The following is a 24,594-nucleotide window of genomic DNA, read 5'->3' as shown; positions in this document are numbered from 1 at the left end:
GGCGTGGCTCTCAGGGCCACGCCGGGCCAAGGGGGGCCGGGTCACACCAAGGGACGGTGACCCGGCGTAATCCGGCTCAGGCGTCCCCGAGACCGGGACGCGAGCGGTATGACGTCCCGGCGGCCACGGCTCGACAGCGTGGCAACTCCAGAGGAGGAGCACTTGGCGAGAGACGCCAGGCGCCGTCCCGGCACCAGCCGGACGGCGAACCGGTCGCGGCGACGCGACCGTGCCCAGGACGACCAGGGCATCATGTCGGTGCTCGCCCGCGCCGTGCGCGAGGTCGAGGGAAGCGTCCAGCGCGGCTCGGTGAAGCCGTCAGTGAGCACGAAGTTCCAGGTCATCGCCCTGCTGGTGCGTGAGGAACGGGCCCAGGTCAAGACCGACGAGTCGCGCAGCGAGGCGTACCGCGCGGAGCAGCTCAAGCGGCTCGACGGCATCGCGACCATCCTCGCGAAGGTCGCCGTGCGCGACGCGTCGCTGCTGGGGCTGCTGGCCGAGGACGCGCCGGTCACCGACGCGGCCAGGACGCTGCGACGGGAGATGCTCCTCGACGCCGGCCGGACACCCGCCGCCGACGAGGTGCCGGTCGCGGCGCCCGCGGCTTCCGCCGTCACCGCGCCGAAGCGTCGGGTGGTGCCGCAGGCGGTCATCTCGCGGCAGCTCGCCAACCCGTTCCTCGCTCCGGACTACGAGTCCGCGGCCGCGGCCCGCCCGGCGCAGAAGAGCGAGACACGGCCGCGCCGGCTGGTCAACTGGGAGCTGATCGGCCCGCTGCTCAGCTCGTTCGAGAACGCCACCGACGGCACGACCGCCTCCATGGCGCTGCCCGCCGCGGCCCACGTCCGGCTGCCCGACAGCCTCGAGCTGATGCCGCACCAGGCCCGCCTGGTCGCGGCCGCCGAGGCCGGCCACCGGACCTTCCTGCTCGCTGACGAGCCCGGGCTGGGCAAGACGGCGCAGGCGCTGCTCGCCGCGCAGGCCGCGAACGCCTACCCGCTGCTCGTCGTCGTCCCGAACGTGGTGAAGACGAACTGGGCGCGTGAGGCCGACCTGTGGACGCCCGGCCACCCGGCCACCGTCATCCATGGCGACGGCGACACCATCGACGGCTTCGCCGACATCATCGTCGTCAACTACGAGGTGCTCGACCGCCACGTCGGCTGGCTGGGCGACCTCGGCTTCCGCGGCATGGTCGTCGACGAGGCGCACTTCATCAAGAACAAGAAGTCGCAGCGCTCGCAGCACGTCCTGCAGCTGTCGGCGCAGCTGCGCTCGCGCGCCGTCCGCCCGCTGCTGATGGCGCTCACCGGCACGCCGCTGATCAACGATATCGACGACTTCCGCGCGATCTGGCAGTTCCTCGGCTGGATCGACGAGCGCAAGCCCGGCCCGCAGCTGATGGAGTCGCTGGAGGAGACCGGCCTCACGCCCGTCGATCCCGGGTTCGCCTCCGCCGCCCGCGGCCGCGTGATCGACCTCGGCATCGTGCGCCGGCGCAAGGCCGACGTCGCCGCCGACATCCCCGCCCGCCGCGTGGCCGACCTGCCGGTCGAGCTCGACGACGCCGCCGGCAGGTCCATCCGCGCGGCCGAGCGCGAGCTGGCCGACCGCCTGGTGGCCCGCTACCGCGCCGCCCTGGAGGCGCGCGGCGAGGGCGCGACCGTCGACGGCGTCGACGCCGACCTCGTCCGCCGCGTCGCCGGTGCGGAACTGGCCGACAAGTCGGCGAAGACCGGCGAGAACGTGTTCAGCATGATCCGCCGCATCGGCCAGGCCAAGGCCGGGCTGGCCGCCGACTACGCCGCGCAGCTGGCCCGCAGCGTCGGCAAGGTCGTCTTCTTCGCCAAGCACATCGACGTCATGGACGCGGCCGAGGCGATCTTCGCCGAGCGCGGTCTGCGCTACTCGTCGATCCGCGGCGAGCAGACGACGCGGAAGCGGCAGCAGAACATCGACGCGTTCGTCAACGATCCCGACGTCGCCGTCGCGGTCTGCTCGCTCACGGCCGCCGGCGTCGGCATCAACCTGCAGGTCGCGTCGAACCTGGTGCTGGCCGAGCTGTCGTGGTCCGCCGCCGAGCAGACCCAGGCCATCGACCGCGTCCACCGCATCGGCCAGGCCGAGCCGGTCACGGCGTGGCGCATCATCGCCGCCCAGACCGTCGACACCCGCATCGCCGAGCTGATCGACGGCAAGGCCGGCCTCGCCGCCCGCGCCCTCGACGGCTCCGACGAGGAGATCTCGTCGGCGGCCGACGTGCAGCTGGAGGCGCTGGTCGCGCTGCTGACGGACGCTCTGGCGCCGACTCACGTATAGGAGTCGGCGTAGGAGCCGGCGGGCGCGATGTTCGTGATCACGTCGACCAGGACGCCGTCCGGTCCGGCGACGATGAAGTGGCGCTGGCCGAAGTCCTCGGACCGGATCGACAGCAGGGGCGCCAGCGGCCCGTCGACGACGAGGCGCTGCCACTCGTCGTCGACGTCGTCGACCTCGAGGTTGACGAGCACGCCGCCGGCCGGGCGGCCATGGCCGCCCGGGATGGTCGGGTGCGCGTGATCGAGCACGGCCAGCTCCCAGGCGTCGCGGCGCAGGCTCACGTACCAGTCGCTGACGAACGTCACCTCGAAGCCGAAGTGCTCGGTCCAGAAGGCGGCCTGCCCCGCGACGTCGTCGGTCATGAGGACGGGGTAGATGCTGGAGACGGTCATGGTTCCTCTTTCCTGAGTGATGGGTCGGTACGGGGGAGGAGCAGGACGCCGCTGGGCAGCCGCGTCCGCTGGTAGCGGCGGAGTTCGCCGTCCAGGTCGAGCAGGAGGTCCGCGCCGTCCGGCGCGCCGGCCGCCCAGAGCCGGCGGACGTCGGCCCGCCGTGACCAGAGCCGGCCCGCCAGGGCGACGGCGTCCGGATCGCCGTGGCCGGCGGCCCGCCGGAGCCGGGCGACCACGACGGCGGCCTCGCCGGCCCAGCGGGGGAGTCGCGCGCGTGCGGCGTCGGCGCACAGCACGTAGTGCGCCCAGCTGAGCGGCACGGGCCGGGCCCGGCCGGTGAGCCGCCGCAGCAGCTCGGTGCCGGCCGGATTGGCGCGCACCACCCGCAGCGCCGGGGTCACGACCAGGAACGGCACGCCGACCGTGTCGGTGAGCAGCGGTCCGGGCCGGCCGGGTCGCGCGGACCGCGGCCGCCCGCCCGGCCGGGCGGCCAGCCGGGTCTCGACCGCGGCGACCTCGGCCGGGTCGAGCCCGAGCACGCGGAGCACCGGCCGCAGTGCTGACGGCGACGGCGGCGCGCCCGCCTCGAGCCGGGCGTAGTGGGCCGGGTCGACGCCGGCCAGCAGCGCGATCTCGGTCGCCGACGGCGCCCCGCCACCGCGGGTGGACCGCAGGGCCAGCCGCCGGGCCCGCAGCATCCGCGCCGGCCACGGACCCGCGACGGTGTCCGGCACGGAACGGGACCCGCTCATCGGGCCTCCTGCCGTGCCGGATGCGGCCGGAGCAGGAGCAGCGCATGCGCGTCGCGCGGCGACGCCGGGGTGCACTGCACGAGGATGGGCGCGCCGGCCGCGCGGACCGGAACGATCAGCGGCCGCACGGCGACCGGGCCGACGGTGGGATGGTGGACCCGGACGACCTCGGGCGTGGGCGGCTGCCGCGCGGGTGCCGGCTCGGCGAACGCCGCCGCGACCTCGTCCACCAGCGCCAGCCGGCCGAGTACCGCCGCCAGCCGGGCGCCGGCGGCCCGCGGTCCGGCGGCCCGGCGGCGCAGTGCCCAGGCCGAGAGCCGGAGCAGCTCCGCACCCGGCTGCACCGAGGCCCGGACGTGCGGATCGCAGGCGAGCAGCACCGCCAGGTTCACCGCCTCGAGCGGCTGCCGGTAGCCGCCGACGTGGCCCGCGAACAGCTCGCGGGCGTCGGCGGACCAGTACAGGACGTCGAGGTCGGCGCTGAGCAGGAGCGTCAGACCGGGCTGCGCGCGGGCCAGGGCGCCGGCGAGCCCGGCGGGTGGGGCGTCCCGAGCTGCGGCCCGGCGCGGCGGCCGGCCGGTCACCAGGGACTGGACCAGCTCCCGGGCGGCGTGGTCGAGGCGGAACAACCGCGCTAGGTCCTCGGCGAGTTCGGCGTCGATCGCCCGGACCCGGCCGGTCTCGAGAGCGGCGACGTAGGAGGCGCTGACGCCGAGCAACTGCGCCACCTCGAACCGCCGCAACCGGCCACGGTGGCCCGCCAGCCCCACGTACTCGGGGCGCAGCGCGACCCGCTGCTCCCGCAGCAGGCGGCCCAGCCGCAGCGACGTCGTCGCCCGTTCGGCCATCGTCGATCACCTCCCGTCGTCGATGCCCCGGCGGCCGGTGGACGCGGCCGCCGGGGACCCGGTGTCACCAGCGCCGCTGGGGCCCGGTCCGCAGCGTGCCGGCCTGCAGGACGGCCAGGCCGCCCACGACCAGCGCCTGCAGCACGATCCACACCCGGCCGGCCGTGGTCAGGTCGCCCGGCCCGGCCGCCGCGACCACCAGCGAGGCGACGACCCAGGCTGCGTTGACCGTCACCAGGACCCACCCGGCCCGGGTGCCCGTGCTTCGCCGCAGCGCGTATCCGCCGACCAGCAGGCCGAATCCGAGCAGGAACGCCCCGGCCGCGCGCAGGGCAGGGACACCGGCGCCGAGGACGCCGTCGAGCAGGCCGGCCAGCGCGAGGTAGCCGGCGCCGTTGGCCGCGGTCACCACGGCGTCGAGGCCGAACCAGAGCCGGCGCCGGTCGGCGATGGCGGGCAGCGGCCGCCGGCCGGCCTGTGTCGCGGCGGCCATCACGCGACCCCGCCCGGCAGCGGCGCCAGAGCGCCGAAGAACCCGGTGAGCCGCGTGATCCGGCCGTCGGCGTCCAGCGTGGCGTAGTCGGTGCCGGCGAGGACGACGGAACCGTCGGCGCCACGGAGCTCCCAGCCGACCCGGAAGGCGTCGTGGTGGACGTCGACCTCCGTCGTGCGGACGAAGCGCGTGCCGGGGTAGTGCTGCTGCAGCGTCTGCATGAGTGCGTCGATGCCGTCGTGACCGTGGCCGTCGAGCGGCGGGTCGACGACCGCGCCGGCCGGGCTCCAGCACCGCTCGATCAGCGTGCGCCGGCGATCGGCGACGGGCTCGGTCCAGGCGGCGAGGTAGGCGTCGACCGTCGCCGTGACGGCCGGCGCCTCCGGTGCCGAGGTCGTGAGGGTCATGTGGGTGTCCTTCCGTCCGTCCGCCGGACTGTCTCGGCGGCTGTCTGGTCTCCACCCTGGGCGAGCCGGGACCGGGCAACCACACTCCAGTCCGGCTATCCCTGACAGGGTCAGGCACGAGCCGTCGTGGCCGCTTCCGGGCGGGCTAGGCTCGCCTGCACGGCACCGCGGACGGACGAGGGAGGCGCCGATGACGCAGCGCGACACCCAGGTCGGAGCGTTCCTGCGCGCCCGGCGCGAGCAGCTCGACCCGGACGAGGCGGGCGTCGTGTCCTACGGCACCCGCCGGGTGCGCGGGTTGCGACGCGAGGAGGTCGCCCAGCTGGCCGGCGTCAGCCCGTCGTACTACACGCGCATCGAGCAGGGCCAGGCGCAGGCGGTGTCGCCGGAGGTGCTGCACGCCGTGGCCCGTGCGCTCCGGCTCGACACCGCCGACCGCGAGCACCTGCTGCGGCTGTCGTCGCCGCTGACGGCGGTCACGGGAGATCCCGGCGACGAGGTGGTGGGCCACCCGCTGCGGGTGCTGCTCGGCCAGCTCGGCCATGTGCCCACCGCCCTGCTGGGCCGCAGGCTCGACGTTCTCGCCTGGACCGAGCCGTGCCGGCTGCTGTTCGCGCCCTACGCCGCGCCCGACGCGCCGGACCACGCCGAGACGCGGCCCAACTGGGCCCGCATCGTCCTGCTCGACCCCGACCTGCGGCAGGCGCTCGGCCACTGGGAGCACAAGGTCGACGACGTCGTCGGCGTGCTCCGCGCGCATCGCGCCCGCTATCCCGACGACGCCGCGCTGGAGCGGCTGGTGGCCGAGCTCGTCGACGTCAGTCCCGTGTTCGCCGAGCGCTGGGCCGCCCACGTGCTGCGCGACCGCAGCCCGGCGCAGACCGCGTTCCGCCACCCGGTCGCCGGCGACCTCGACCTGGTGCACCAGTCCATGCGGCTGCCCGATCACGACGACTGGATCCTCGGCACCTACGTCGTGGCCCGCGGTTCGGAGTCCGAACGACGGCTCCAGGCCCTGACGGCGCCCGCGAGGGCCTCGTGAGCCGGATGCACCCGGCGGCCGCCGCCGTGGTGGCGGCGATGGCCGAGGCCGGGCAGGCCGAGCCGCACCGGATGCCGCTGGCCGAGGCGCGGCGGCTGCTCGACGGCGCCTACGCGGCGTTCCCGCCCCTTCCGGTGGCGGCGGTCTCGACCGTCCGCATCGAGGCACGCGACGCGGTCCCGCTGGCCGTGCGCCGCTACGTCCCCGATCACCCGGGCGGGGCCGCCCGGCGGGCGATCGTGTTCGCGCACGGCGGCAGCTGGGTCCGTGGCAGCCTCGACTCCCACGACCGCGTCTGCCGTGCGGTGGCGAACGCCAGCGGCCTGCCCGTCGTCGCCGCCGGCTACCGGCTGGCTCCGGAGCACCCCGCTCCGGCCGCGGTGGACGACGTCGTCGACGTCGCCACCTGGGCGGCCGGCCGGCCCGGCACCCGTGAGCTGGTGCTGTGCGGCGACTCCGTCGGCGCCGGACTGGCGGTGGCGGCCGCGGCCGCACTGCGGGCGGCGGGCGTCCCGGTGGCGCATCAGCTGCTGCTGTGCCCGATCGTCAGCTCTGACCTCGACCGCTGGTTCGATCCGGTGTACGACGGCGTGCTGCTCTCGCGCGCCGAGCTCGCCTGGGGCCGGAGCCTCTACGCCGGCGGCGCCGACGCCGCGGGCGATCCGCTCGGCCTGCTCGGCCCGTCGTCGCCGCCGACCACCGTGCTCGCCGCCGAGTGCGATCCGGTCCGGCCCCAGGGCGAACTCGTCCGTGACGTCCTCGCCGGTGCGGGTGTGGACGTCCGGCTGCACGTCGCGGCCGGGATGGTGCACGGCTACGTCGGTGTCGAGGACGTCCTGCTCGGCGCCACGCCGGCGCTCGATCTCGGCGCCGCCCGGGTGACGGCGCCGGGCTGAGCGCTCAGGCGTTGCGGGCGAAGACCGGAGCGGCGGTGCGCTCCGTGCGCAGGACGACGAGTCGCTCGGTGCGGTCCTGCAGCCGCTGCCAGCGGCGGCGCAGTGGGTCGTCGGCGGCGAGGCCGGTGTGGCAGGCGGTGGCCGCGCGCTGCCGCTCCCGGTCCACGTCGACGACGAGAACCTGGTGGCCGCGGAAGGCCTGACCGGGCCGCAGGGTCCACGCGTAGAGCGTGCTGCCCTGCTTCACCGCCGCGCGATAGGCGGCCCGCATGGCACGCACATGGTCCGGGTGCGCGTCATCGGTGGTGGCGTCGACGGTGAGCATGGCGTCGGCGGCGGGACGGATGGTGAGGATCTCCTCCGCCAGTGCGTCCAGGCTGGTCAGCGCCAGAGTCCCCGGAGCGTGGTCGAGCAGCGTCACGTCGTCGGCGCCGAGGTGGCGGGTGGCGCGACCGAGGTCGCGGGCCCGGTCCAGGCGCCGTCGTGGCCGCGGGTCGAGGTTGCGGCCGTGCGTCAGGCACACGATGTGGACGGACGTCCCGGCGCCGGCGAAAGCGGCGATGACGCCGCCCAGCGCGAACGTCGCGTCGTAGGGATGCGCGCACACCACCACGAGGGTGCGGACGGCCGGCACCGGCCTCACGTACTTGCTCATGCCTCAGGATGAATCCGCCTGATTCATCACCGTAGGGCCGTAAAGACCCTGATCAAAGGACTATCGTCCCAAGGCAGTCCATGGCCGGGTATCGACGGAGGAGAGCCGATGAAGGCAGAGCAGCTGACGGCAGCGGTGTGCGAGCACGGCGAGGGCCCGGTCCACTCGGACCGCTGGGCGGGGCCGCGCTGGGTCGACATGCTGGCCGGCGACGTGCTCGAGCTGAGCCCGTCCGGCGAGGTCGCCCGCCGCGGCGTCGGCACGGTCGCGGCGATCATCCGGCCCCGACGGGGTGCGGGCTGGCTGGTCGCGACGGAGCGGGCGGTCGCGGTCGTGGCCGGCGACGCTCTCGACGCGGACCTGACCAGCGGGCCGGAGCTGTGGACCGACCCGGGCATCCGCTCGAACGAGGGCGGCTGCGCCCCCGACGGCGCGTTCTACCTGGGCTCGATGGCCTACGACGAGACGCCCGGCGCCGGCGCGCTGCACCGCATCGACCCGTCCGGCGCCGTGACCACGGCGGTCGGGAACGTGACGATCTCCAACGGCCTCGGCTGGTCGCCGGACGGCACCCGCGCGTACTACGTCGACACCGACACCGGCCGCATCGATGCGTTCGACTGGTCCGCGGACGACGGGCTGACCGGACGGCGCCCGTGGGCCGACGTGCCGGGTGGGCCGGACGGTCTCGCCGTCGACGTCGAGGGCGGTGTCTGGGTCGCGACGTACTGGACCGGCGAGGTGCGCCGCTACGACGCCGACGGCCGGCTGGACGCCGTCGTCGACCTGCCGGTCCAGCGGGCCACCGCGGTCGCGTTCATCGGCGCCGGTCTCGACGAGCTGATCGTGACGACGTCGCGGCTGGGCCTCGACGACGCCGGGCCGGGCGACGGCGCGCTGTTCGCGATCCGTGAGCCCGGCGTCCGCGGCCTGCCCGTGCTGGAGTTCGGCGGCTGACCGGCGGCGCTCAGCCGGCCAGCTCGGCCTCCAGCCACGCGCCGAGCACCCGGGCGCTGGCGTCGACCACCGACGGCCAGTCCATCGCCGACTCGTCGGCGGCGTCGGAGATGTGCTTGACCAGCCGCACCGGCACACCCAGCCGCCGGCACGCGTACGCCACGGCGTAGCCCTCCATGTCGACGAGGTCGGCCCGGCGCGCCAGCTCGTCGCGCAACGCCGGGTCGGCGACGAACCTGTCGCCGGTCGCGAGCGTGACGTCGTCGCCGCCGGGCAGCTCGATCAGCTCCTCCGGGTCGAACCCGAGCGCGCGGATCAGTTCGGCGTCGAGGTCGTGGTTGAGCACCCGGCCGGGGGTGAACAGTCCGCTCAGCCCTGGACGCAGCGCGCCTGCCGTGCCGATGTTGACGACGACGAGCTCGCCCGGCGCCCGTCCGGCCAGCGCCTGGGTGGTCGCCGTCGCGGCCGCTGTCTTGCCGATGCCGGTGACGACGACGGGCAGCCCCGCGGGGACGTAGCGGGCCTCGGCCTCGGTGGCGCTGACGATGAGGTAGCTGGTCACCCGCCGAACCTACGCTCAGGCGGTGGCGGCCGGCAGCACCGGTGCCAGCGCCGGCCGGGTGAGCTGGTCGAGCAGCTCCTGGGCGACGGAGTCGAGCGCGATGGGGTTGGGCGTGGCCGGACGCCGTTCGTCGTAGTAGGTGCCGTTGTCGCGCTCGCCCCGGGCGACGGCGAGCAGGTTGCCGGCCGCGTGCTGCGGGGTGTCGCCGCCGACGGAGAACATGGCGTGCAGCAGGTCCGTCGCGATGACGCCGGGGTGCATGCTGACGACGTCGACGGTCGGCCGCGGCCGGTGCCCGGCGAGCCGGCAGCTCCACGTCACCAGCGCCAGCTTGGAGCGCGCGTACGCCGACGCGGGGGAGTAGCGCGGCCCGGCCAGCTCGAGGTCGTCGAGCCCGAGCTCGGCGGAGAAGTGCGTGGCCGACGCGACGTTGACGATGCGCCCCGCGCGGCCGGCGCCGATGGCGTCGAGCAGCAGTGTGGTGAGCGCGACCGGCGCGAGGTAGTTGGTCTGCCACGTGGCCTCGTGGCCGTCGCCGGTCAGCGTGCGTGTGCGCGGGCCGGGGCGGGCCGCGTTGTTGATCAGCAGGTCGACGCCGTCGGGGCAGGCCGCCCGCACCGCGGCCGCCAGCGCCGCGACCTCGTCGAGAACGCCGTAGTCGGCCGGCAGGTACACGACGTCGCCGGCCCGCCCGAGCGTGGCGGACAGCTCGTCGACCAGCCCGGCCACCTCGGCGGGCGGCTGCGGGCCGTGCACCACCAGCCGCCGCGGCCGCGTGGCGGCCAGCTCGAGCGCCGTCGCCCGACCGATGCCGGACGTCGCGCCGGTGAGCACGATGGTGGATCCCGTGAGCCGCATGCGCCCGCCCCTCCGCTCTTGGTGAGGTCACAGTAGGACACGGGCCGGACAGTGACGGCATGGCCGGGTGCCGCCGGCGGAGGCCTGGACGCTGGAGGCCTGCGAGCGCTACGCCGCCGAGACCGGTCCGGAGGCCGTCGCCGACCTCGTGGTCCGCGCCGACGACCCGCGGCACCCGGCGCTGCTGCTCAGCTGACCTCGACGCCGACGAAGCCGGTGCCCGGCCGGTAGTCGGGGGACTGGTGCCGGAAGTAGGTGTTGTAGACGTCGCAGTAGGCGCCGCCGGCCCGCAGCAGGGAGTCGTGCGTGCCCTCCTCGACGATGCCGCCGTCGCGCATGACGATGATGCGGTCGGCGTGCTCGATGGTGGACAGCCGGTGCGCGATGACGATGGACGTGCGCCCGGCCAGCGCGACGTCGAGGCCCTCGGAGATCTGCGCCTCGGTGAGTGGGTCGACGCTGGCGGTGGCCTCGTCGAGGATGACGATGGCGGGGTCCTGCAGCAGCAGCCGCGCCAGCGCGACCAGCTGGCGCTGGCCCATGGACAGCGCCGACCCGTGCTCGCCCACCTCGGTCGCGAGGCCGTCGGGCAACGCGTCGAGCCAGTCGCCGCCGGCCACCGACTCGGCCGCCGTGCGGACGTCGTGGTCGGAGGCTCCGGGCCGCGGGTAGCGGATGTTGTCGGCCACGGTGCCGGAGAACAGGAACGGCGACTGCGGCACGACTCCCAGCTGGTGGCGGTAGCCGGTCAGTTCGACGGTGCGGATGTCGGTGCCGTCGATGAGGATCTGCCCGTCCTGGAACTCGTAGAACCGCACCAGCAGCCGGCCGATGGTCGACTTGCCCGCGCCGGTGTGACCGACCAGCGCGACGGTCTCGCCGGCCTCGATGGTGAGGTCGAACGCGGTGAGGACGGCGTGCTGCGGGGTGTAGCCGAACGTGACGTCGCGGAACTCGATGCGCCCGGCCAGCCGCCCGACCGGAGCGGGGTCGCGCTGCACGACCAGCGGCTCGGCGTCGATCAGCGCGAACACCCGCTCGGACGCGGAGAGGCCCTGCTGGAACTGCGACCAGAACGACGCGATGGACGTCAGCGGCAGCCAGAACAGCGCGACGCTCTGCAGGAACAGATACCAGTCGCCGGCCGAGATGCCGCCGTCGAGGACCCGCCCGCCGCCGACGTGCACCAGCAGGACCGTCGCCAGCCCGGCCACCGCGAACAGCGCGGGGAAGATCGCCCCGAACACGAAGCCCTGTTTGAGCGTGACCCGGTAGTTCTGCCCGTTGATGGGCTGGAACTCGCCGTAGATGGTCTGCTCCTGGCGGAAGTTCTTCGCGACGGAGATGCCGGCCATGGTCTCCTGCAGCGTCGCGTTGACCTTCGCGAGCGACCGCTGCTGGTGCCGCGTCGTCTCGCGGGCGATGCGCCGGAACCCCAGCGCCATGGCGACGATGACCGGTACGACCGCCATGACCAGCAGCGCCAGGCCGAGGTTGCGGGTGAACAGCAGCACCGTGATGAGGCCGACCAGCAGCACCTGGCTGACGAGGTTCAGCGTCAGCGTGACGACGGTGGCGAAGTCCTCGGTGTCGGAGGTGACCCGGCTGACCACCTTGCCGGAGGAGTGCTCGTCGTAGAAGGACATGTCGCGGTCGAGGACGGCGTCGAAGGCGTCCTCGCGCAGGTCGAGCACGACGTCGCCGACCACCTTCGCGGTGTACCAGCGCTGCACGAAGTTGAACACCCAGCCCAGCACGCCGGTGACCAGCACCGCCGACACCAGCGCGACCACCAGCCCCGTGGTGCGGTCGTCGACGACGCGGTCGAGACCCTCGCTGACCAGGATGGGAAATGCCGCCTGCATGAGCGACTGCAGCACGATGGCCGTGGCGATGAACCCCATGACCCGCGCCTTGGACCGGAAGTAGCGCAGGATGCGGCGCAGCAGCTCGCGGTCGTCGTAGGTGCGGTCGTAGGCCTCGGCGTCGAGGCCGTTCATGATGAAGGCCATCAGCCGCTCACCTCCACGTCGTCGGGGTCGGCCGAGCCCGCAGCCGGACTGGATTCGTGGTGGGCGAAGATGCGCCGGTAGAGCGCGCAGCGGCCGAGCAGCTCGTCGTGCGAGCCCTCGTCGACCAGCCGGCCGCGCTGCAGCAGCAGGACCTTGTCGGCCCACCGGATCTGCGACAGCCGGTGCGTGATGAGCAACGTGGTGCGGCCTTCGAGGACGCGCTGGATGGCCCGCTGGATCTCGTCCTCCGTCGCGCTGTCGATGGCGCTGGTGGAGTCGTCGAGCACGAGGATCGCGGGGTCGGTGAGCAGTGCCCGCGCGATGGCCAGCCGCTGCCGCTGCCCGCCGGAGAGGGTGACGCCGCGCTCGCCGATGACGGTGTCGTAGCCGTCGTCGAGCGCCGTGACGAACTCGTGCGCCTGGGCGTCCTTCGCCGCGCGGACGACGTCGTCGCGGTGCGCCTGCTGACCGAGGCTGAACGCGATGTTCTCGTGCACCGGCCGGCTGAACAGGACGATGTCCTGCTCGATGGTGGAGATCTGCGAGCGCAGGGAGTCGAGGTTCCAGTCGCGCACGTCGACGCCGTCGACCAGGACGCGCCCGGAGCCGGTGTCGTAGATGCGGTTGACCAGCTTGGTGAGCGTGGTCTTGCCGGCGCCGGTCTCGCCGACGATGGCGACCGTCTGGCCCGGCTCGATGCGGAACGACAGGTGCTCGAGCACCGGCTGCCCGCCGTAGCCGAACGTGACGTCCTGGAACTCGATGACACCGCGCATGGGCGCGGCGTGGCCGGCCTCGTTGTGGTCGAGCTCGGTCTCTTCGCGCATGAGCGCGAGCAGCCGGTTCGCGCTGGCGATGCCGTTCTGCACCAGCGAGAACGAGAAGATCGAGATGAACGCCGGGAAGCCGAGCAGGCCGAGCAGCCCGATGTAGGTGATCAGCCCGCCGACGCTCAGCTCGCCGGCGTCGAGCAGCCACAGCCCGTGCAGCAGACCGCCGGCCGTGGCGATGGCCAGCAGCAGTGTCGGCAGGTACCGCGCCTGGATGAGGCCCTGCTCGACGTAGGCGTCGCGGTAGCGGCCGGCGTTGCGGCTGAACTTGCCCAGCTCCTGCCGCTCCTGGCCGGTCGCCTTGACCACCTCGATGCCGCGGATGGTCTCGTTCAGCCCGGCGTTCAGCGTGCCGTAGTGCTCGCGCAGCCGGGCCGACACCGGCGACAGCCGCCGCGTGAACCGGCGGATCGACCACACGAACGCGACGGCGAAGATCAGCGGCGCCACGAGCAGGCGGGGGTCGAGGAACGCGATGAACACGATCGGGACGATGCCTTGGGTGAGGGAGTCGACCAGCAGGTCGACGCCCGGGCTGAACATGGTGCCGAGCTGCCGGACGTCGCCCGCGCCGCGGGCCATGAGGTCGCCGACCCGCTGCCGGTTGTGGAACGTCTGGCTCTTGCCGAGCAGGCTGACGTAGAGCTCGTCGCGTGCGTCGCGCTCGATGCGTTTGGCCAGCACCTCGGTGCACAGCCGGGCCACGAAGTCGAGCACCGACCGTCCGATGACCACGACGAGCAGGATCACCACCACGGTGGTGAGTTCGGCCCGGCGGTCGGCGGACTCGTCGAGGACGGCGTCGAAGGCGCGGCCGACCAGTCCCGGCACCATGGAGTTGAGCACCACCATGGTGACCGAGCCGATGAGGAAGCCGGCCAGGTGCCACGGGTTGCGCAGCTGATGCGACACGATCCAGCGCACCGGGCCGCGCCGGTCGTACTGCGGCCGGCCGGCGACGGTGAACTCGGTGCGTGTCGCGGTGGTAGTCATGGTGCGGAAGTTCTAACACGTGGCACCGACAGACCTCATCCGGTTAAACCGGGGGTTCTATGCTTCGGTCCTGGACCGGGGGAGGGACGGCGATGGCGAGGAGCCGGCTGGGGTCGCTGGAGGCGGCCGTCATGGACGTCATGTGGACGTCGCCGGGGCCGCTGACGGTGCGTCAGGTGGCCGAGATCCTGACGCCGTCGCGGCCGGTCGCCTACACCACCGTGCTGACCGTCATGGACAACCTGTTCCGCAAGGACGTGCTGGCCCGCGAACTGGCCGGCCGGGCGCACGTCTACCGGCCGCGCACGTCGCGCGAGGAGTTCGCCGCCGACCTCGTCGAGTCGGCGCTCTCGGACAGCCCGGATCCGGCGGCGGTCCTGATCCGGTTCGCCGACCGCCTCGACGACGCCGACGTCCGGCGGCTGGTGGAGGCGCTGGAGCGGCATCGGGACCGGCCGGACGCGACGTCGTGACGGCGTGCGCGGTGGCGGCGCTCGGGCTGACCGGGCTGTGGCTGCTGCCGCGTCCGCTGCTGGCCGCCCGGTGGACCTACCGGTTCCCGCGCGCCGGGATCGCGGCCTGGCTGCTGCTCTTCCCGGCGACGGCGGGCGCGCTGCTGGCCGCGGGGCTGTCGATGGCGCTGCACCTGCTGCCGGCCGGTCCCGGCGGGCTGGACGGAGCCGGCGACGATCACGTCGGCGGGCCCGCGCTCGACGGCGTCATCGCGGCCGCCGAGGCGGCGGTCGTGCTGGCCGGCGTCGTCGCGGTCGGGGTGACGGTGCGCCGGGCGGGGCTGGCGCGGCGCTCGCACCTGCGGTCGGTCGCGCTGGTGGCCCGGCCGGCCGCGCACACCGGCGTGCTGGTCGTCGACGCCGTCCAGCCCGCCGCCTACGCCGTACCGGGCCGGCCGGGCGCCGTCGTCCTGACGACCGCCGCCCGCGACCTGCTCAGCCGGCCCGAGCTGGATGCGGTGCTCGAGCACGAACGGGCGCACCTGCGGGCCCGGCACGACCGGCTGCTCACCGTCGCGGGGACGTTCGCCGCGGCGGCGCCGTGGCTCCCGGCCGCTCGAGTGGTTTCTCGGGCGCTGCGCGTGCTGGCGGAGATGCACGCCGACGACGCCGCGGCTCGCCGTACGTCGCCGTTCACGACGGCGTCGGCGCTGGTGAAGCTGGCCGGGTCGGCGCGGCCGGTCGTGGGGCTGGGCGCTGCGGCGACGGATGTCGCGGTGCGGGTGGAGCGACTGCTCGGACACGCCGGCCCGGGGAGACGTGGGCCGATGGTGCTCGGGCTGGCCGGGCTGGGCGTGCTGGCGGCCGTCCCGCTCGGCGTGGTGGCGGCGGCCGTGGTCCGTGCCGTGGGGTGAGCCCGTCGCTCATGGTGCCGGCGCCGTCAGCGGATGCGGACGAACACCGGGTTCGAGTAGAACCAGAGGTCGTCCCACGGGCTCTCCAGGCCGTCGGCCTCGGGCTCCAGCTCGTCCGTGCCGGTACCGCGGACCCTGGCGTAGAAGCTGGCCTGAGCGTCGCGGACGGTGTGCCGGATGACGTACTCGTCGCCCTGGCGCTGCCAGTCGCCGGGGCCGTAGCGGCCGATGACCTGCGTGGTGGGGTTCGTGGCGGCGTCGAGGTCGCCGACCGGGCCGGTGACCGCACCGATGATGAGGTCGACGCGGCTGACCTCGGGGCGGTCGCCGTGGGCGTTCCTGCCGTCCAGCGGCCGGAAGCGGATCTCGATCTCGACGTCGTTGCGACCGCGCCGATCCAGGGTGAGGGTCTCGCCGACGGTGACCTTCTTGCGCCGGCTGGTGGCCGACAGGTCGAGGGACGTGATCAGGTCGCCGGTCGTGACGAAGATCCGGCCCGCGCGGATGCCTTCCATGATGTCGGCGTAGTCCTGCCTCGCGTGCACGTACGTCTTGCTGTACTCGCCGGGCCAGAAGTCCGAGCCGCCGCGGGTGTGGTGCACGTGCGAGTCCGACGTCGCGGTGATCCACCACTTGCGGCCCTCGCCGAGCAGCGAGTCCCACAGGCCGCCGACCCGCGCGGTCATCTGGTCGTAGCCGCCGTGGGTCGGGTAGTTGCCGTAGCCGCCGCGGGCGCCGCCGTTGAGCGGGCCGGCCTGGTGACCGGGCGCGCCCTCGAAGCCGACGTAGACGTCGGGGGCGGCGTCGTTGCCGTTGCGGAACTCGTGCGGAGTGTCCTGGCCCCAGACGCCGAGACCGGTCGCCGAGCGGGCCGCGTGGTGCGCGATGACCAGCGGCTTCGGGTTCAGGTCCTTGGCCGCCCTGAGGAACTCGACCATCTTCGCCTCGGTGTTGCCGTCCGGCGCGGGCGGGAACGGGTCGTTCTTGGCGAACCGGCTCTCCAGCTCGTACAGCATCCGGGCCTCGTCGTCGTGACGGGGGATCATCAGTGTGTGGTGGTCCAGCGCCGGCGCGTCGAACTCCATGCCCCAGAACTGCAGCACGTCCGGGACGAGGCGGCGCGACAGCAGCAGGTCGGGGTAGGCCTGCTCCAGGTTGACCTTCGAGTGCGCCGGCCCGCCGTGGTCGGTGCACATCGCCCAGGTCAGGCCGAAGTTCTTGGCCATGATCGCGTTGGTGACGATCGGATAGACCGCGTCGGCGCCCTTGTGGAAGACCGGCGGGCTGACGGACGTGTCGAACTCACCGCTGTACTCGGAGTGGATGTGGTGATCGCCGGCCCGCCAGGCGCGACCGCGCGGCGCGCTCGGCGACCGGCCCCGCCGGTCGTCCTCGGTGGCCCAGGAGGTGGCGCCTCCGGCCACGGTGGTCGCCGCTGCGAGCGTCGCCCCGACGCCCGCGTACCTCACCAGCTGGCGCCGCGACAGACCCTGGTCCGGTCCCTCGACCCGCTCGCCCATGGGATGCCCTCTCTCTACTCATGACGGCAGTACTAACCCGCATAGTTTTGAGTGGGGCATTGAATGGGCGATGAACGATCCGGGAACGACGGCGCGCGGTGCGGCGAAGGCTCAGTCGACGGGCCAGGTGTGGACCGGCTCGTTGCTGTGCATGTGCTCGATGTACGAGCGCAGCATGCCGCGCAGCGCGTCGTGGCGCTCGGCGGAGGTGCGGTCGAACCGGCGGTGGAACGCGGCGACCTGCCAGTCGGCGCCGTTGCGGTGCTCGGCGCAGCGCCGCTCGACGATGCCGAGCAGCCGCTCCTGCTCCTTGATGCCGACACCCCACGAACGCAGGCCGTCGTAGGCCAGTGGGAGCAGCCGCCGCAGCACCAGCTCGGCGACCGGGACGTGCCCCAGCCCCGGCCAGTACACCTGGGCGTCGAGGCCCTCACGGGCGCAGGCGTGGAAGTTCTCCTCCGCGGCGCTGAACGACATCTGCGTCCACACCGGCCGGTCCTCCTCGGACAGCTTCCGCACCAGGCCGTAGTAGAACGCGCCGTTCGCGAGCGTGTCGGCGACCGTCGGCCCGGCCGGCAGCACGCGGTTCTCGACCCGCAGGTGCGCGCGGTCGCGGACCACGTCGTACACCGGCCGGTTCCAGCGGTAGACGGTGCCGTTGTGCAGCCGCAGCTCGGTCAGCTCCGGGGTGTCGCCATGGTCCAGCACCGCGATCGGGTCCTCGTCGACGACGATCGGCAGCAGCGCGGGGAAGTAGCGCACGTTCTCCTCGAACAGGTCGAAGATCGAGGTGATCCACCGTTCGCCGAACCACACCCGCGGCCGCACGCCCTGCGCCTTGAGCTCCTCGCTGCGGGTGTCGGTGGCCTGCTCGAACAGCGCGATGCGGGTCTCGGCCCACAGCTGCTTGCCGAGCAGGAACGGCGAGTTCGCGCCGACGGCGATCTGCACGCCGGCGATCGCCTGGGCGGCGTTCCAGACGGCGGGGAACTGCTCGGGACTGACCTGCAGGTGGAACTGGGTGCTGGTGCAGGCCGCCTCCGGGACGATGGTGTCGCACGAGACCCGCAGCCGTTCGGCGCCGTCGATGGCCAGGTGCAGGTCCTCGCCGCGGGCGGCCAGGATCTGCTCGTTGAGCAGCTCGTAGCGCGGGTTCACCGACAGTGCGTGTCCGGTCAGGTGGTCCAGCCGCAGCGTCGGCAGGGTCCCGATCATGGTCAGGTGCGTGCCGATGGCGCCGGCCTTCTGCTCGGCGGCGTTGAGGCTGGCGCGGACGTCCTCCTCGAACTCCGTCACGCCGGGGCCGTCGAGCTCGCGAGGGGCGAGGTTGATCTCCAGGTTCCACTGGCCCAGCTCGGTCTGGAAGGCGGGGTCGGCGATGGCCGCCAGCGCCTCGGCGTTGCGCATGGCCGGGTCGTACTGGTCGTCGACGAGGTTCAGCTCGATCTCCAGCCCGGTCAGCGGCCGGTCGAACTCGAACTGCGACTCGCGGAGCATGCGCTCGAAGGCGTCGAGACACCGGTGGACCTTGGCGCGGTACTTCGTGCGGTCCGCCCGGGTGAACTCCTGCCGGCCGACGTCCTCGCCCATGTGACCTCCAGCGGCTCGTCAGCACAAGTCTTACCCCAGGATGCCTGGAGATGGAGCACCATCCGGGCGGCGATCACGAAGTCGGCCGGTCCTGCGACCAGCGGCCGTACTCGGCGGGCCGGCGCAGCATCGCCAGCCACATGAGCGGCAGCATGACGACGTGCTCGGCGATCAGCAGGACGTCCGCGCCGAAGAGGCCCAGCCAGTGCAACGGCGCCAGAACGGCGACCGGCGCGACCATGACGGCGGCCATCTCCAGCGACGCCGGCCAGCCGTGGCCGCGGATCCGCATCCAGACGACCATCGCGACCGACATGTCGACGGCCATCAGCACGGCGCCCGCGCCGGCGGACGGCTCCAGCCCGGCGGCTGAACGCAGCAGCGGACCGGCCATCATCCCGGCGACCATGGCCGCCAGCATCTCGAGGTAGTGACGGACGAACGCGCGTCGTCCGTGGTGGTGGGTGGCGTGTGCGACTGTCATACCCGCAGCCTCGGCCCGTACGGCGCACGGTCGTAGATGCACGCTGTCACCTCCCGGCCGTGCGGATCGCATGGGCCGGCCGTGCATGACCGTGTCAGCCGATGACGACCGCGTTCGGGCTCGGCCGCGGCGCCTGGCCGAGGCCTATCGGGCGGAGCCGCCTACCCCGGCGGCGGCTCGCCGGTGATGTTGACCAGCCAGGCGACGCCGAACTGGTCGACGCACATGCCGAAGGCGTCGCCCCAGGGCGCCTTCTCCAACGGGACGGTCACGGTGCCGCCGCCGGACAGCTGCTCCCAGTAGCCGCGCAGCGTGGGCTCGTCGTCGCCGCTGAGTGAGATCGAGACGCTGCCGCCGGGCGTGTACTCCATCTCGTTCGGGGTGTCGGCGGCCATCAGGACCAGGCCGTTCTCGGCCTCCAGCTGGCCGTGCATGATCTTGCCCGCCTCGGCCGGGTCCTCGCTGGCGCCGAAGTCGGCGAACGTGCTGAGCTGGAGATCTCCGCCGAAGACCGACTGGTAGAACTCCATCGCCTGCCGGGCGTTGTCGCGGAACCCGATGTAGGGGTTGAGGCGCGTGCTCATGACCGACCTCCTCGTCGGAGAACGTCCGGGCCCCCGGACGGGACCCGTCCCGAGTTCGACACTAGACCCGCGTCGCGCAGGGGAGCGGCCGGCGACTCCGGCCTTCCATGATCATCAATGATCCAACCACCCATAAGGGGTCGGATCATTGATGATCATGGGCCGGGCGTGAGAAGGGGCGGGACCGGTCAGTGCAGGACGACCGGCGGCGCCTGGCTGGCGTCGTCCTCGCCTTCACCCTCCTCGCGGGGGTCGGTGCGCAGCTCCTGCTTCGACCGCGGCAGGAAGAGCGCCGGGATGATGCAGAGCACCACGAGCACGATCGCCACCAGGTAGGTGTTGCCGAACGCCTCGGCCAGTGCGTTCTGGCCGGCCTGGAGGAGGTCCGGCGGCAGTTGGTCGGTGGCGCCGGCCTGCACGGCGCCGTAATACGCCGTGGCGGCCTGGTTGTTGAGGATGTGGTTGGTCAGGATGACCGACATGACGGCGGTACCGATGGAGCCGCCGGTCTGCTGGACGATGTTCATCAGCGTCGACCCGCGGGCCACCTCGCCGTGGGTGAGGCTGGCCAGCGCCGCGCTCATGATCGGCATCATCGTCATGCCCATGCCGAGGCCCATGACGAACAGCGAGCCCAGCAGCAGCGCGTACGACGTGTCGGCCTCGAGCTGGGTGAACGTCCCCATACCGATGGCGATGAGCACGATGCCGCCGAGCACCAGCTTGCCGGGGCCGGTCTTGTCGGTGAGCCGGCCGGCGATCGGCATGGTGACCATGGCGCCGATGCCCTGCGGGGCCAGCAGTACGCCGGCCATGAGCGTGCTCTCGCCGCGGACCTGCAGGAAGTAGCTCGGGAACAGCAGCCCGGCACCCATGAACGCGACGATGAACAGCGACATCGTGACGACGGCGATGGTGAGGTGCCGGTTGAGGAACAGGTGCAGGTCGATCAGCGGGTGGTCCTTGCGCAGCGCGTGGAAGACGAACGCGGCCACGAGGACCAGGCCGATGATGGCCGGCGCCAGCACCTCGGTGGCCCGCACGGTGCCGTGCTCCGGGATGGACGAGACGCCGTAGAGGAACAGCGCCAGGCCGGGCGAGAGCAGCGCCATGCCGACGAAGTCGAAGCTCTCCGACGGCTGCGGCTGGTCCTTCGGCAGCACGCGGAACGCGGCGATGAAGGCGACGATGCCGAGCGGCAGGTTGATCAGGAAGATCCAGTGCCAGGACGCGACGTCGATGAGCCAGCCGCCCAGGATCGGGCCGCCGATGGGGCCGAGCAGCATCGGGATGCCCAGGACGGCCATGACGCGGCCGATGCGATCCGGACCGGCGGCGCGGGTCATGATCGTCATGCCCAGCGGCATCAGCATGCCGCCGCCGAGACCCTGCAGCACGCGGGCGCCGATGAGCGGGCCGATGTCCCAGGCGAAGGCGCACAGCACCGAGCCCAGCACGAACAGCACGAGCGACGTCAGGTAGAGCCGCTTGGTGCCGAAGCGGTCCGCCGCCCAGCCGGTGATCGGGATGACCGCGGCCAGCGCCAGCGTGTACGCCGTCATCGTCCACGCGACGGTGGCGACGGAGGCGTTGAACTCGGACTGGAAGGTCGGCAGCGCGACGCTGACGACCGTGATGTCGAGGATCGACATGATGGCGCCGAGCACCACCACCCCGGCGACCTTCAGGACGCCGCGATCGAGCTTGTCGTCGGACCCGGTGTCGGGGGGTCCGGCCGGTGCACTCATGAGAGTTGTTCCTCCAGGCGAGATGGTGCGGATGGTTCGACGATCGGAGCGAGCGCGGCGGTCAGCCGATCCCGGTCCGTCGGGTCCAGGGACCGGGCGAAGGTCCGTACGGCGTTGTGCCGGGCCTCGTCGATCTCGGTCATGATCGTCCGGCCGGCGTCGGACAGCGAGACCAGCCGGACGCGGCGGTCCTGCGGGTCCTCACGCCGTTCGACCAGGCCGTGCGCGACCAGGCGGTCGACGTTGCGCCCGGCGGTGGCCAGGGTGAGGTCGAGCCGGTCGGCCAGCTCGTTGATGGGCAGCGCCTCCGTGTGCTGGCGGAGCAGGATGAGGCAGCGGAACTGCGAGATGGAGAGATCCAGCTCGACCATGGACCGCAGGTCGGAGTCTGCCTTGGTGCACGACAGCTGACGGAGGAACGCCTCCAGGGCGGTGACGAGCTCGAGCTCGGAGTCGGGCACCCGAGAATGCTAACGCACGTGCAACCATTGCGGGTGTGAGAGTGATCACGCCCGTGCTGCCCCCGGTCCCCGTCCACGCCCGCAAGCATGACCGCGGAACAGGTGGTCGCGCATCGCATTTTCCGTCCCGGTCTCCTGGTCGCCACACCACCAAGACGTACGACCCCGCCGGATCGTGACGCGTACGCTGGGGGCGGCAACACGACGTACGGGGGAGGGGCGGGCCGCGATGGCGCAGGAAACGGCGGTGCAGACCGACCGGGTGTTCACGATTCCGAACATCCTGTCGTTCCTGCGGCTGCTGGGTGTGCCGGTGTTCCTCTGGCTGGTGCTGGTCGAAGAGGCCGACACCCTCGCGATCATCCTGCTCGCGGTCTCGGGGTTCACCGACTACCTCGACGGCTATCTGGCGCGCCGCTGGAACCAGATCAGCCGGGTCGGGCAGCTGCTCGACCCGCTCGCCGACCGGCTCTACATCCTCACCACCATCGTCGCGTTGACGCTGCGCGACATCATCCCGCTCTGGTTCGCGGTCCTGCTGGTCGCCCGCGACGTGTACATGGCCGGCATCGTCGCGCTGCTGCGCGCCCGCCGCGGCATCACCGGCCTGCCCGTCCACTTCCTCGGCAAGTCCGCCACGGCCTGCCTGCTCTACGCGTTCCCGCTGCTGCTGTGGGGCGACGGCGACGGCACCATCCCCATGCTGGCCCGGGTGTTCGGCTGGGCGTTCGTCATCTGGGGCGTGGCGCTGTACTGGTGGGCGGCGGTCCTCTACACCGAGCAGACCCGCAAGGTGCTCGCCACCGCCCTGGCCGCGGGCCGGAATTCCTGAGTGCTCGACGCGGATGTCGGTACGGAACGCCGTGACGTGCGTGCGAGCATAGGACCGTGGTGACAGGGCAGGCTTCCCGCGTCCGTCCGCTGCGGCGGCCGGACGAGTCGATGTCGCTGCTCAACGACCTGTTCGCCAAGCCGCTCGACCCCGGCTACGAAGAGGCCGCGGCGCGCAGCCGGGCCGCGGGCGAACGGCCGACGTCGAAGCGCACCTGGCGGTCGCCCGCGCTGGCGATCGGGCTGGTCGCGCTCGGGCTGTTGCTGACCATGTCGGTGTTGCAGGTCCGCAACACCGCTAGTGTTGTCTCTTCGGAGCGGCAGGGGCTCATCGAGCAGATCCACAACGAGGACGCGCGCGTCAGCAGGCTCCAGGACGAGGTCAGCTCCCTGGAGTCCGAGATCGGGCGGCTGGAGAGCGACCTCCTGCAGAACTCCGCGGCCGGGCAGCAGACGCGGGAGGAAGTCGAGAGCTTGCAGGCGACAACGGGCGCGATCGCCGTGACGGGACCAGGGGTGGTGGTCACGGTCGACAACGCCGAAGAGCAGAGCGCCGAGAACGGTACCGATCGCGTCCTCGACCTCGACCTGCGCCAGGTGGTCAACGGACTCTGGGCCGCCGGTGCCGAGGCCGTCGCCATCAACGGCCAGCGCATCACCCCGCTCACCGCCATCCGCTCCGCACAGGACGTCATCCAGATCAACTACCGGCCCATGAACGCGCCGTACGAGGTCTCCGCCATCGGCGACCCGCGCTCGCTGGCGCGCGACTTCGGTGACGGCAGCGGTGGGGTGTGGCTGCGCGAGGTCGCCTCCAAGAGCGGCATCCGGTACGACGTCGACTCCGACGAGTCGCTGACGCTGCCGGCCGGCAACACGCCCCTGACCATCGCGATCCCGGGGGAGGGCGCTCCGTGATCCCACTCGCCGGGCTCCTGGTCGGCATCCTGGCCGGCCTCTACTTCGACGTCTCCGTGCCGCTGGAGTTGCAGCCGTACCTGCCCATCGCCATCGTCGCCGCGCTCGACGCGGTGTTCGGCGGCATCCGGGCGGTCATCGAGGGCATCTTCAACGACAAGGTGTTCGTGGTGTCGTTCATCGCCAACGTGCTGATCGCCGCGTTCATCGTGTTCCTCGGCGACCAGCTCGGCGTCGGCTCGCAGCTGTCGACGGCGGTGATCGTCGTGCTGGGCATCCGCATCTTCACCAACGTCGCGACGATCAGGCGGCACATCTTCCATGCCTGACTCCACCACCGACCCCTCCGGCGCCGACGGCGTCACGTCCCCGGCCGCGCCGGGCGGCGCGCCGCGGCACGCGCACCACCGTCACGACCCTCAGGAGCCACCTGAGACGCCGCCTGAGGCGCCTGAGGCGCCTGAGGCGCCGTCCGAGCCCGCGGAGGCCGCCGACGCGGCTCCGGTGGAGCCGGAGGTGGGCGAGCGCGGTGAGCCCCGGCCCACGGCGCCGGACGGGCGCGACGAGCCCGTGGCCGCCGGGGAGCCCGCGGCGGCGCCGCAGCCGTTCGTCCCGGGCGGCGGACGGTTCACGCCGGCCGCGCCGTCGGGCACCAAGCGGCTCTGGAACGCCGTCCGGCAGCGGCCCGACGTCGGCCAGGTGCTGGTGGCCCTGCTGGTCGCGCTGCTCGGGTTCGGTGCCGTCCTGCAGGTGCGCTCCGACGACGACGACGCGCTGGCCAACGCCCGGCGCGACGACCTCGTGCAGATCCTCGACGGCCTGCGCCGTCAGGCCGACCGCCTCGACGACCACGTCGGCGAGCTCGAGTCCGACCGCCGCGACCTCGTCAGCGGCGCCGACACCGAGGCCGCCGCGCTCGAGCAGGCCGAGCAGCGGGCCCGTACCACCGGCGTGCTGGCCGGCACCATTCCGGCCACCGGCCCGGGCATCATCATGACCATCAGCGACCCCGACCACCAGGTCAACGCCTACACCATGCTCCGCGCCGTCAACGAGCTGCGGGTGGCCGGCGCCGA

General features: G+C 72.9%; 26 protein-coding genes and 1 pseudogene. 11 read left to right on the top strand and 16 right to left on the bottom strand.

The window, feature by feature from the left end; translation table 11 throughout:
* The first annotated feature begins 162 nt into the window (after positions 1–162).
* A complete protein-coding gene (locus DZA62_RS33295; protein ID WP_198664474.1) occupies positions 163–2,319 on the top strand; it encodes a DEAD/DEAH box helicase in 2,157 nt (718 codons plus the stop codon).
* On the opposite strand, the gene DZA62_RS33290 is transcribed toward DZA62_RS33295, so the two are convergent.
* From DZA62_RS33290 to DZA62_RS33270, 5 genes are all read right to left on the bottom strand, one after another.
* Entirely contained in the window at positions 2,310–2,711 is a 402-nt protein-coding gene (locus DZA62_RS33290; protein WP_116953282.1) for a VOC family protein, read from the bottom strand. The two genes, DZA62_RS33295 and DZA62_RS33290, sit on opposite strands and share 10 nt — an antisense overlap.
* The gene (locus tag DZA62_RS33285) at positions 2,708–3,463 is read right to left on the bottom strand and encodes an MmyB family transcriptional regulator (protein WP_157988064.1); all 756 of its coding nucleotides are present in this window, start codon (positions 3,461–3,463) and stop codon (positions 2,708–2,710) included. Before DZA62_RS33285 ends, DZA62_RS33290 begins: the two co-directional genes overlap by 4 nt.
* Entirely contained in the window at positions 3,460–4,311 is an 852-nt protein-coding gene (locus tag DZA62_RS33280; RefSeq protein ID WP_116953280.1) for a helix-turn-helix domain-containing protein, read from the bottom strand. Before DZA62_RS33280 ends, DZA62_RS33285 begins: the two co-directional genes overlap by 4 nt.
* Before the next feature lie 64 nt (positions 4,312–4,375).
* Positions 4,376–4,804, bottom strand: a complete 429-nt coding sequence (locus DZA62_RS33275) for a hypothetical protein (RefSeq protein ID WP_116953279.1) — start codon at positions 4,802–4,804, stop codon at positions 4,376–4,378.
* Complete coding sequence (locus DZA62_RS33270; protein ID WP_116953278.1) at positions 4,804–5,211, bottom strand: nuclear transport factor 2 family protein; 408 nt, start codon at positions 5,209–5,211, stop codon at positions 4,804–4,806. Before DZA62_RS33270 ends, DZA62_RS33275 begins: the two co-directional genes overlap by 1 nt.
* A 190-nt stretch (positions 5,212–5,401) precedes the next feature.
* On the opposite strand from DZA62_RS33270, the gene DZA62_RS33265 reads away from it, so the two are divergent.
* Together DZA62_RS33265 and DZA62_RS33260 are read left to right on the top strand one after the other, a co-directional pair.
* A complete protein-coding gene (locus DZA62_RS33265; RefSeq protein WP_198664473.1) occupies positions 5,402–6,253 on the top strand; it encodes a helix-turn-helix domain-containing protein in 852 nt (283 codons plus the stop codon).
* A gap of 5 nt (positions 6,254–6,258) precedes the next feature.
* On the top strand, positions 6,259–7,149 hold the full coding sequence (locus tag DZA62_RS33260; RefSeq protein WP_232827671.1) for an alpha/beta hydrolase fold domain-containing protein: 891 nt from the start codon (positions 6,259–6,261) through the stop codon (positions 7,147–7,149).
* 4 nt (positions 7,150–7,153) lie between these two features.
* Here DZA62_RS33260 and DZA62_RS33255 read toward each other — a convergent pair whose 3' ends face one another.
* Positions 7,154–7,804, bottom strand: coding sequence for a PIG-L deacetylase family protein (locus DZA62_RS33255; RefSeq protein WP_116953275.1), 651 nt, complete (start codon positions 7,802–7,804; stop codon positions 7,154–7,156).
* Positions 7,805–7,912: 108 nt separating this feature from the next.
* On the opposite strand from DZA62_RS33255, the gene DZA62_RS33250 reads away from it, so the two are divergent.
* Complete coding sequence (locus DZA62_RS33250; protein ID WP_116953274.1) at positions 7,913–8,761, top strand: SMP-30/gluconolactonase/LRE family protein; 849 nt, start codon at positions 7,913–7,915, stop codon at positions 8,759–8,761.
* Between the two features lie 10 nt (positions 8,762–8,771).
* Here the strand turns inward: DZA62_RS33250 and DZA62_RS33245 are convergent, their stop codons facing one another.
* The gene (locus DZA62_RS33245; protein ID WP_116953273.1) at positions 8,772–9,323 is read right to left on the bottom strand and encodes a nucleosidase; all 552 of its coding nucleotides are present in this window, start codon (positions 9,321–9,323) and stop codon (positions 8,772–8,774) included.
* Positions 9,324–9,338: 15 nt separating this feature from the next.
* Positions 9,339–10,181 carry an SDR family NAD(P)-dependent oxidoreductase gene (locus DZA62_RS33240; protein WP_116953272.1) on the bottom strand — a complete coding sequence of 281 codons (843 nt, stop codon included), beginning with the start codon at positions 10,179–10,181 and terminating at the stop codon, positions 9,339–9,341.
* 64 nt (positions 10,182–10,245) lie between these two features.
* Between DZA62_RS33240 and DZA62_RS37365 the strand changes: the two are divergent.
* A pseudogene (locus DZA62_RS37365) lies at positions 10,246–10,377 on the top strand (uridine kinase); the annotation flags it as partial.
* Here DZA62_RS37365 and DZA62_RS33230 read toward each other — a convergent pair.
* The gene (locus tag DZA62_RS33230) at positions 10,370–12,193 is read right to left on the bottom strand and encodes an ABC transporter ATP-binding protein (protein WP_116953271.1); all 1,824 of its coding nucleotides are present in this window, start codon (positions 12,191–12,193) and stop codon (positions 10,370–10,372) included. The pseudogene DZA62_RS37365 and the gene DZA62_RS33230 sit on opposite strands and share 8 nt — an antisense overlap.
* Positions 12,193–14,016, bottom strand: a complete 1,824-nt coding sequence (locus tag DZA62_RS33225; RefSeq protein ID WP_116953270.1) for an ABC transporter ATP-binding protein — start codon at positions 14,014–14,016, stop codon at positions 12,193–12,195. The genes DZA62_RS33230 and DZA62_RS33225 overlap by 1 nt, the downstream gene beginning before the upstream one ends.
* Before the next feature lie 92 nt (positions 14,017–14,108).
* Between DZA62_RS33225 and DZA62_RS33220 the strand changes: the two genes are divergently transcribed.
* A complete protein-coding gene (locus tag DZA62_RS33220) occupies positions 14,109–14,489 on the top strand; it encodes a BlaI/MecI/CopY family transcriptional regulator (protein ID WP_116953269.1) in 381 nt (126 codons plus the stop codon).
* Positions 14,486–15,382, top strand: coding sequence for a M56 family metallopeptidase (locus DZA62_RS33215; protein ID WP_116953268.1), 897 nt, complete (start codon positions 14,486–14,488; stop codon positions 15,380–15,382). The genes DZA62_RS33220 and DZA62_RS33215 overlap by 4 nt, the downstream gene beginning before the upstream one ends.
* A gap of 26 nt (positions 15,383–15,408) precedes the next feature.
* Here the strand turns inward: DZA62_RS33215 and DZA62_RS33210 are convergent, their stop codons facing one another.
* From DZA62_RS33210 to DZA62_RS33185, 6 genes are all read right to left on the bottom strand, one after another.
* The gene (locus tag DZA62_RS33210) at positions 15,409–16,902 is read right to left on the bottom strand and encodes a CehA/McbA family metallohydrolase domain-containing protein (RefSeq protein ID WP_116953267.1); all 1,494 of its coding nucleotides are present in this window, start codon (positions 16,900–16,902) and stop codon (positions 15,409–15,411) included.
* 111 nt (positions 16,903–17,013) lie between these two features.
* Positions 17,014–18,492: a glutamate--cysteine ligase gene (locus tag DZA62_RS33205; protein ID WP_116953266.1), complete on the bottom strand. Its 1,479-nt coding sequence runs from the start codon at positions 18,490–18,492 to the stop codon at positions 17,014–17,016.
* A gap of 73 nt (positions 18,493–18,565) precedes the next feature.
* Entirely contained in the window at positions 18,566–18,976 is a 411-nt protein-coding gene (locus DZA62_RS33200) for a hypothetical protein (protein ID WP_116953265.1), read from the bottom strand.
* A gap of 161 nt (positions 18,977–19,137) precedes the next feature.
* A complete protein-coding gene (locus tag DZA62_RS33195; protein WP_116953264.1) occupies positions 19,138–19,560 on the bottom strand; it encodes a VOC family protein in 423 nt (140 codons plus the stop codon).
* Positions 19,561–19,748: 188 nt separating this feature from the next.
* A complete protein-coding gene (locus DZA62_RS33190) occupies positions 19,749–21,308 on the bottom strand; it encodes a DHA2 family efflux MFS transporter permease subunit (protein ID WP_116953263.1) in 1,560 nt (519 codons plus the stop codon).
* Entirely contained in the window at positions 21,305–21,769 is a 465-nt protein-coding gene (locus DZA62_RS33185) for a MarR family winged helix-turn-helix transcriptional regulator (protein WP_116953262.1), read from the bottom strand. The genes DZA62_RS33190 and DZA62_RS33185 overlap by 4 nt, the downstream gene beginning before the upstream one ends.
* A 229-nt stretch (positions 21,770–21,998) precedes the next feature.
* Here DZA62_RS33185 and DZA62_RS33180 point away from each other — a divergent pair, with 229 nt between their 5' ends.
* The 4 genes from DZA62_RS33180 to DZA62_RS33165 form a co-directional block, all read left to right on the top strand.
* Positions 21,999–22,601: a CDP-alcohol phosphatidyltransferase family protein gene (locus tag DZA62_RS33180; RefSeq protein WP_116953261.1), complete on the top strand. Its 603-nt coding sequence runs from the start codon at positions 21,999–22,001 to the stop codon at positions 22,599–22,601.
* A gap of 56 nt (positions 22,602–22,657) precedes the next feature.
* Positions 22,658–23,518 carry a DUF881 domain-containing protein gene (locus tag DZA62_RS33175; protein WP_157988063.1) on the top strand — a complete coding sequence of 287 codons (861 nt, stop codon included), beginning with the start codon at positions 22,658–22,660 and terminating at the stop codon, positions 23,516–23,518.
* A complete protein-coding gene (locus DZA62_RS33170; RefSeq protein ID WP_046770129.1) occupies positions 23,515–23,847 on the top strand; it encodes a small basic family protein in 333 nt (110 codons plus the stop codon). Before DZA62_RS33175 ends, DZA62_RS33170 begins: the two co-directional genes overlap by 4 nt.
* Positions 23,840–24,594, top strand: a 755-nt coding sequence (locus DZA62_RS33165; protein WP_116953259.1) for a DUF881 domain-containing protein, incomplete at its 3' end; no start/stop codon positions are given. The genes DZA62_RS33170 and DZA62_RS33165, both read left to right, overlap by 8 nt.

This window comes from Jiangella endophytica (genome assembly GCF_003427025.1).
Taxonomy (GTDB): domain Bacteria; phylum Actinomycetota; class Actinomycetes; order Jiangellales; family Jiangellaceae; genus Jiangella; species Jiangella endophytica.
Note: the sequence above shows the minus strand (reverse complement) of the source record. Positions and strands in the feature narration are given on the sequence as shown.

What these genes read in the sequence shown, in the direction of transcription:
- DZA62_RS33230 (WP_116953271.1), bottom strand. Translation starts at nt 12,193, where the DNA reads ATGGCCTTCATCATGAACGGCCTCGACGCCGAGGCCTACGACCGCACC.
- DZA62_RS33260 (WP_232827671.1), top strand. Translation starts at nt 6,259, where the DNA reads ATGCACCCGGCGGCCGCCGCCGTGGTGGCGGCGATGGCCGAGGCCGGG.
- DZA62_RS33290 (WP_116953282.1), bottom strand. Translation starts at nt 2,711, where the DNA reads ATGACCGTCTCCAGCATCTACCCCGTCCTCATGACCGACGACGTCGCG.
- DZA62_RS33205 (WP_116953266.1), bottom strand. Translation starts at nt 18,492, where the DNA reads ATGGGCGAGGACGTCGGCCGGCAGGAGTTCACCCGGGCGGACCGCACG.
- DZA62_RS33240 (WP_116953272.1), bottom strand. Translation starts at nt 10,181, where the DNA reads ATGCGGCTCACGGGATCCACCATCGTGCTCACCGGCGCGACGTCCGGC.
- DZA62_RS33275 (WP_116953279.1), bottom strand. Translation starts at nt 4,804, where the DNA reads ATGGCCGCCGCGACACAGGCCGGCCGGCGGCCGCTGCCCGCCATCGCC.
- DZA62_RS33270 (WP_116953278.1), bottom strand. Translation starts at nt 5,211, where the DNA reads ATGACCCTCACGACCTCGGCACCGGAGGCGCCGGCCGTCACGGCGACG.
- DZA62_RS33265 (WP_198664473.1), top strand. Translation starts at nt 5,402, where the DNA reads ATGACGCAGCGCGACACCCAGGTCGGAGCGTTCCTGCGCGCCCGGCGC.
- DZA62_RS33255 (WP_116953275.1), bottom strand. Translation starts at nt 7,804, where the DNA reads ATGAGCAAGTACGTGAGGCCGGTGCCGGCCGTCCGCACCCTCGTGGTG.
- DZA62_RS33180 (WP_116953261.1), top strand. Translation starts at nt 21,999, where the DNA reads ATGGCGCAGGAAACGGCGGTGCAGACCGACCGGGTGTTCACGATTCCG.
- DZA62_RS33280 (WP_116953280.1), bottom strand. Translation starts at nt 4,311, where the DNA reads ATGGCCGAACGGGCGACGACGTCGCTGCGGCTGGGCCGCCTGCTGCGG.
- DZA62_RS33285 (WP_157988064.1), bottom strand. Translation starts at nt 3,463, where the DNA reads ATGAGCGGGTCCCGTTCCGTGCCGGACACCGTCGCGGGTCCGTGGCCG.
- DZA62_RS33195 (WP_116953264.1), bottom strand. Translation starts at nt 19,560, where the DNA reads ATGAGCACGCGCCTCAACCCCTACATCGGGTTCCGCGACAACGCCCGG.
- DZA62_RS33250 (WP_116953274.1), top strand. Translation starts at nt 7,913, where the DNA reads ATGAAGGCAGAGCAGCTGACGGCAGCGGTGTGCGAGCACGGCGAGGGC.
- DZA62_RS33190 (WP_116953263.1), bottom strand. Translation starts at nt 21,308, where the DNA reads ATGAGTGCACCGGCCGGACCCCCCGACACCGGGTCCGACGACAAGCTC.
- DZA62_RS33210 (WP_116953267.1), bottom strand. Translation starts at nt 16,902, where the DNA reads ATGGGCGAGCGGGTCGAGGGACCGGACCAGGGTCTGTCGCGGCGCCAG.
- DZA62_RS33220 (WP_116953269.1), top strand. Translation starts at nt 14,109, where the DNA reads ATGGCGAGGAGCCGGCTGGGGTCGCTGGAGGCGGCCGTCATGGACGTC.
- DZA62_RS33200 (WP_116953265.1), bottom strand. Translation starts at nt 18,976, where the DNA reads ATGACAGTCGCACACGCCACCCACCACCACGGACGACGCGCGTTCGTC.
- DZA62_RS33225 (WP_116953270.1), bottom strand. Translation starts at nt 14,016, where the DNA reads ATGACTACCACCGCGACACGCACCGAGTTCACCGTCGCCGGCCGGCCG.